At 53.6% G+C, this 6,447-nt stretch carries 6 protein-coding genes; all 6 read left to right on the forward strand.

Annotation, left to right across the window (positions count from 1 at the left end; genetic code table 11):
- On the forward strand, nt 1–792 hold a 792-nt coding region (locus V7680_RS14510), incomplete at its 5' end, for a TolC family protein (protein ID WP_335653981.1).
- Nucleotides 793–1,002, forward strand: coding sequence for a hypothetical protein (locus V7680_RS14515; RefSeq protein ID WP_335653982.1), 210 nt, complete (start codon nt 793–795; stop codon nt 1,000–1,002).
- Between the two features lies 1 nt (nt 1,003).
- Entirely contained in the window at nt 1,004–2,155 is a 1,152-nt protein-coding gene (locus tag V7680_RS14520) for an efflux RND transporter periplasmic adaptor subunit (protein WP_335653983.1), read from the forward strand.
- A 28-nt stretch (nt 2,156–2,183) separates the two neighbouring features.
- On the forward strand, nt 2,184–5,453 hold the full coding sequence (locus V7680_RS14525) for an efflux RND transporter permease subunit (RefSeq protein ID WP_335653984.1): 3,270 nt from the start codon (nt 2,184–2,186) through the stop codon (nt 5,451–5,453).
- 13 nt (nt 5,454–5,466) lie between these two features.
- A complete protein-coding gene (locus V7680_RS14530) occupies nt 5,467–5,805 on the forward strand; it encodes a DUF190 domain-containing protein (protein WP_335653985.1) in 339 nt (112 codons plus the stop codon).
- Nucleotides 5,802–6,447 (forward strand): HAD-IC family P-type ATPase (locus tag V7680_RS14535; RefSeq protein WP_335653986.1); only part of this gene is annotated, 646 nt, incomplete at its 3' end. The genes V7680_RS14530 and V7680_RS14535, both read left to right, overlap by 4 nt.

A 6,447-nucleotide genomic window follows, 5' to 3' on the forward strand; every position in this document is an offset into this window, starting at 1 on the left:
CAGAGCCGCCTTGACTTTGCAACACGCGTCGTCGGTCGCAACCGGGAGCTGTCAAGAATTGCTAGAATCCTCGTTGAAACTGGCCGTGACCCGCCGCTTAGAGCATTGCGCGCTGACGCTGCGCTTGGCGAAGCGGAAGCAGCGCTGGAAGCCGCGAGGGCAGAAGAATATTCCGCCAGACTATTACTTGCATCGCTTTGGGGCTCGCAAACACCACCTCAGGAAGTTGAGCCGGTCTGGCTAAGTGGCGGTGACGTAGAATTTGAGGCCGACCTGTCCCAATCCCTGCAGATCAAAGCCGTGGAAGCGAACCGGGACGCTGCCAGTGCCATTGTCACGCGCGAACGCGCAAATGCTGTTCCGGATCTAACGTTAAGCGGTGGCGCCAGACGTTTTGAAGAAAGCGGAGATACTGCGTTCATCGTGGGTGCTTCGATTGCCATACCGTTTGGAAATCGCAACCAAGGCAGCATTCAAGCGGCAGAAGCGAGCGTTCGCGGAGCTGAGGCGCGTCGCGCTTTGCGGTTGGTAGCGATCAACCGGGAATATAATATTGCGAGCAATCAACTGGAAGCAACGCAAAGCCGGGTGGAAACTCTGGAAAGCCAGACACTGCCCCAAGCCGAAGAAGCATCAAGACTGGCCCAACTGGGATATCAATACGGAAAATTTACCCTGTTGGATGTCCTGGACGCAGCAGCGGCAAGAGACACTGCCGAACTCAGCCTGTTGGAAGCCAAGGTAGCGAGAGCGGAGGCGGTGATTACACTGCTGAGATTGGCGGCCAGATAGATGAGAAAACTGGAAGTAGATCACGTCATAATATTGGCTGGCATCTTCATCATGCTGACAGTTCTAACCGGCCTGTTCATGCTGACGTCGATCGCAATAGCGGTGTCGGATTGCGGCACTACAGAAACCAGTATTTCCGGTGACAGCGCGCCTCCACAAAACCAGAGTTTGACTGCGGGACGGCCACAAAATTTGAACAGGGATATATAAAATGAACAACAGGAAATGGACCATAATCGCTGGCATAGTTATCGCGCTCGCGATTGTGTTTGGAGTTGTTTTCAACGGCGATACCGGCGGTAGCGGCGAAAAACCGGACACTGCCAATGCTGCGGAAGAAAATCATTCCGAAGAGGAGGGCGTTGTCGAAATGACAGAAGAACAGCTGCGCGCCTCTGAAATCGGAATATTCGATGTGGCTCCAAGCTCGCTTGATGCCGAGATTATTGCGCAGGGTAGCGTTGCACCGTCTCCTCAAGGGCAGGCCATATTGAGTGCAGGCGCTGAAGGCAGGGTCACGAGTATCAAAAAGAGGTTGGGAGATGCGGTTCGGCGCGGCGAGACAGTAGCTACCATAGAGAGCCGCGAAGCCGCCGCAATTAGTTCCGAAGTTACATCGGCAGCTTCGCGGGCCGCGCTTGCCCGGTCGCAGATGAACCGGGAGCAGCGCCTCTACGATGAGAAAATCACCGCACGGGCAGATCTTGAAACGGCGAGAGCAGAAAATCAACAGGCTGCCGCAGAAGCGAGACGGGCAAGCCAGGCGGCCATTGCGTCAGGTGTCAGCGGACGCTTTATTGCTGTGCGCTCACCGATTGGCGGCCGGATAACGTCAAGCCCGGCAATTTTGGGCTCCTATGTGACCGCTCAGGATGAGCTTTTCCGTATTGCCAATCCGAACCTTATTCAAATTGAGGCGGCAGTTCCTGCGGAAGATGCGCGCAAGATCAGCACTGGAGCAGCGGCCACGGTCGAAACGCCCGAGGGTGAAATATCCGCTCGGGTATTGGCGGTCACACCAGCTGCCGATCCGGAAAACAGAGCGGCCATTGTCGTGCTTGCCCCTGCTTCAGGCGCCAGCCTCGTCCCCGGAGAATATGTGCGAGTGCGGATACTTCAGCAGTCGACAAGCGATCAGTCTACGGCATTGATTGTTCCCGCAGAGGCCGTCCAATCCGTCGAAGGACGCAACGTCGTTTTTGTAAAGACCAAAACTGGTTTCCGTGCACGGCCCGTTACGACCGGAGCGAAGAGCGGCGGTAGAATCGAGATTGTCGACGGTCTCAAGTCCGGTGAACAAATCGCCGGTAAAAATGCCTTTCTCCTGAAATCTGAACTTGGCCGCGGCGAAGCAGAACATTGATTAAAATATTCCAATTGGAGCAACGGCTATGATTGCACGTCTCGTCGAAATGTCCGTCCGCAATCGGTATCTTACCGTATTGTTTCTTGCTGCAGTCGCGGCACTCGGAATCTATAATCTGGTAAATCTGCCAATTGATGCTGTCCCTGACATCACCAATAATCAGGTCCAGATCAACACTGTCGATCCCACCCTGTCGCCACTCGATATTGAACGCCTGGTGACTTATCCGGTTGAAACATCGCTCGCGGGCATTCCAGGACTGCAGACGACCCGTTCCATCTCCCGCAACGGCTTTTCGCAGGTTACGGCAATTTTCGACGATAGCGCCGACGTCTACTTTGCTCGTCAACAGGTGGCCGAAAGACTGACCACTGTTCGCAACAGCCTGCCGGCCACTGCCGAACCGGCAATGGGACCGGTATCCACAGGGCTTGGCGAGGTTTTGATGTGGACGGTCAGCTACGAGCCATTTGAAAAAGGAAAAGCTGCGGGCGGTTCTGGCTGGCAATCTGATGGTTCATACCTGACTCCCGAAGGTGAACGCTTGAACGATGAAGTCTCAAAGGCGGCGTATCTACGCACGCTTCAAGACTGGGTAATCGGACCGCAATTGCGCAACGTCCAGGGCATCGCTGGTGTTGACTCGATTGGTGGTTACGCCAAACAATTTGTCGTTACCCCCTCGGCGGCTCGGCTTTCTTCCTACGGTATCGGTTTTGACGATCTTTCCGAAGCGCTTGGAAGGGTCAATCTTTCTGTTGGCGCAAACTTTGTTGAACGCGGCGGAGAGGCATTTCTGGTGCGGGCAGACGCCCGACTCAAATCGCTGGAAGAAATTGAAAATTCGATCATCGCGACACGCGAAGGTGTTCCTGTTCGCGTCAGTGACGTTGCCTCCGTCAGCAATGGCGGCGATTTGCGAACTGGCGCGGCAACCGAGAATGGCGAAGAGGTTGTTGTCGGAACCGCGTTGATGCTGCTTGGGGAAAATAGCCGTGCAGTTGCCGCTGCAACCGGTGATCGGCTTGCGGAAATCGTCAAGACAATGCCTCCCAACATAAAATTGGAAGTTGTTCTTGACCGTTCAAAACTGGTCAATGCGACTATCAGCACGGTCGAAAAAAACCTGACCGAAGGGGCCTTGCTGGTTATCGTCGCGCTATTTCTGCTCTTGGGCAATTTCAGGGCAGCCCTGATTACCGCGCTCGTCATTCCCATCTCATTCGTGATGATGGCCATCGGCATGAATCGATTTGGCGTATCGGGAAATCTCATGAGCCTGGGCGCTCTTGATTTCGGCTTGATTGTTGACGGCAGCGTCATCATCGTGGAAAATTTTCTGCGCCGGATGGCAGGCAGGCAGCATGAAGAAGGACGACTTCTGTCCCTCGGCGAACGATTGGAAGAAGTGGTTGCATCAACAAGAGAAATGATCAGGCCTTCGCTATTTGGTCAGGCGATCATTTTGCTGGTTTTCGTGCCTTTACTGACTTTTCAAGGCGTTGAAGGAAAGACCTTCTCGCCGATGGCTATCACCGTAATGCTTGCGCTCATATCGGCGTTTATTCTCTCACTAACCTTGGTCCCGGCACTATTGGCTCTGCTGATAAGCGGCCGTGTTTCTGAAAAAGAGGTTCGGATGGTGAGCTGGAGCAAAAGCAAATACGAACCAGCACTTCGAAAAGCGTTGAAATGGCCCGGCCGAGCAACCTTGGCAGGGCTCGCCGTATTCGGATTGTCAATCGGTATGTTCGGCTTTCTCGGTAGCGAGTTCATGCCGCAACTCGACGAACAGGATCTGTCCCTTCAATCGATACGAATACCTTCCACTTCTCTGGATCAATCTGTTTCAATGCAAAAGCAGATCGAGAGGGAGATTTCTAAATTTCCACAAGTCCGTTTCATGTATTCAAAAACGGGAACAGCAGAAGTGGCTAGCGATCCCATGCCAGTCAATATTTCCGATGCATTTATCATTTTGCGTCCGAAAGATGAATGGCCCGACCCGTCGCTTTCAAAAACAGAGCTGGTGGAACAGATGGAAGCGAAACTAGCCAATCTCATCGGCCAGAATTACGAGTTCAGTCAGCCCATTGAAATGCGTTTCAATGAGTTGATTGCAGGTGTGCGGGGTGATGTTGCCGTCAAGGTATTTGGCGACGACCTCGAGCAGCTGTCGGCCACTGCCAATCAGCTTGCGACCGTTTTTTCGGGCATCGAAGGCTCTGCGGATGTCCGTGTAGAGCAAACCGAGGGTTTTCCGACATTAGACGTGCAATTCGATAATTCGGCAATTGCAGCCCATGGTCTCACCGTTGACGAAGTGGCCGCAACCGTCAGCGCTGCATTGGGCGGCGCGGAAAGCGGGCTGGTATTTCAGGGCGACCGCAGGTTTGATATTGTTGTGAGGCTACCTGGCGAAGTGCGTAACGATATCGACGCTATCGGAGCGCTACCAGTTATTTTGCCGGAAAATGGTTTCGGACAAAGATCGTCGGTTCCACTCAGATCCTTGGCTACCCTGAAAGAAACCGAAGGCCTCAATCAGATAAGCCGGGAAAACGGACAGCGGCGCGTTGTTGTGCAGCTCAATGTTCGAGGCCGCGATGTTGGCTCCTTTGTGAACGAAGCGAAGTCCCAAATTGAGCGCGATGTTACTTTACCATCAGGAGTCATCCTCGAATGGGGCGGACAATTTGAAAGCCTGCAGGCCGCTCAGGCAAGAATTAATCTTGTTGTTCCTGTCATAGCGCTGTTGATCTTTGGTTTGCTGGTCATGGCTCTCGGTAACTTCCGTATGGCTGCCGCAGTATTTGTCACAGTCCCTCTGGGAATTGCAGGCGGGATATTCTCGCTAGCAGTAACGGGTCTGCCATTCTCTATCTCGGTTGCTGTGGGCTTTATTGTTCTGGCCGGCGTGGCGGTGCTCAATGGACTTGTGATGATGACCGCCATTCAGGGGCGTCTTGAATCTGGCGTGGAATTGGTTGAGGCCATCTACTCTGGCGCAGTCGAACGCTACAGGTCCATTCTGATGACAGCCATCGTGCCTTCGTTAGGCTTCGTTCCGATGGCAATCGCGACTGGCACAGGTGCTGAGGTGCAAAAGCCGTTGGCGATTGTGGTTATCGGCGGTTTGATCACTGCAACGATATTGACGCTTTTCGTGTTGCCCGCCGTGACGCGGTTGATGCTTGAGCGTGAATTTCCCGATTTGACGCCGCATATCAAGCGATTCACGCCCTCTTTGGACAAGTTTTCAATCCTGCAACGTTTCCGTCCAAAGCCAGAATGAGAAGGAGTGCATAATGCAAAAGCCGCTACAAATATCTCTCATGCGGATTTATACCGATGAAGCCGCAATGCATGGGGACGAGACGGTTGTTACCACAATCATTGCTCGGGCCAGGTCTTATGGTCTACGCGGAGGCACCGTCCTGAAAGGAATATTGGGGTTCTCCTCGTCTTCCATCGTTCATGAACATCATGCGTTCGGAATTGGCGATAATCCGCCGGTGGTGATCGAAATAATCGATGCCCGGGCACGACTGGAAGATTTCTACACTCAGCTAGACGATCTGCGAGGGATCGGGCTAGTCAGCCTCGAAAAGGTTGATGTTCTCACGCGTGCGGCAGAACAGAAATGACCGATGAGCACAGCAAGCATTCGGAAAATTCGGATCACTCGCACGGAAGGCTAATCGACAGGCTGCTTGGTGGCCGTGCAGAAATGGTGTTTGCAGGCCTTTGCGGTGCAGCCCTTCTTGCCGGATGGCTGGGACCCAAAATCAATCTTTTGCCGGCGAGTATTGCGTTCTGGTTTTTGGTGGTGGCCTATTTTTTCGGCGGCTATTTTACGATATTGGAAGCCTTCGAAAAGATCAGGCGTCGAAAATTTGAAATAGATTTTCTCATGCTTGTTGCCGCCGGCGGAGCGGCGTGGCTCGGGGCATGGGCAGAGGGAGCATTTTTATTATTTCTGTTCAGTATCGGCCATGCACTCGAAAATTATGCAATGGCCCGCGCGCGCAATGCCATATCCGCACTGTCTGACCTTGCTCCCGAGGAAGCGGTAGTCCGCAGGGATGGAGAGGAATTGCGATTGCCCGTGGCCGAACTGGTAATCGGTGATATTGTCATCATCCGTTCCAACGAGCGACTTCCAGCAGACGGCTTTGTTGTCAAAGGGGCGAGCAGCGTCAACCAGGCACCCATCACCGGTGAGAGCGTCCCGGTCGACAAGCGTCCGGTCGACAACGCTGCTGCGGCGGCCAAAGCAGCCGATAAAG

The organism is Parasphingorhabdus sp. (genome assembly GCF_036963705.1).
Lineage (GTDB): Bacteria > Pseudomonadota > Alphaproteobacteria > Sphingomonadales > Sphingomonadaceae > Parasphingorhabdus.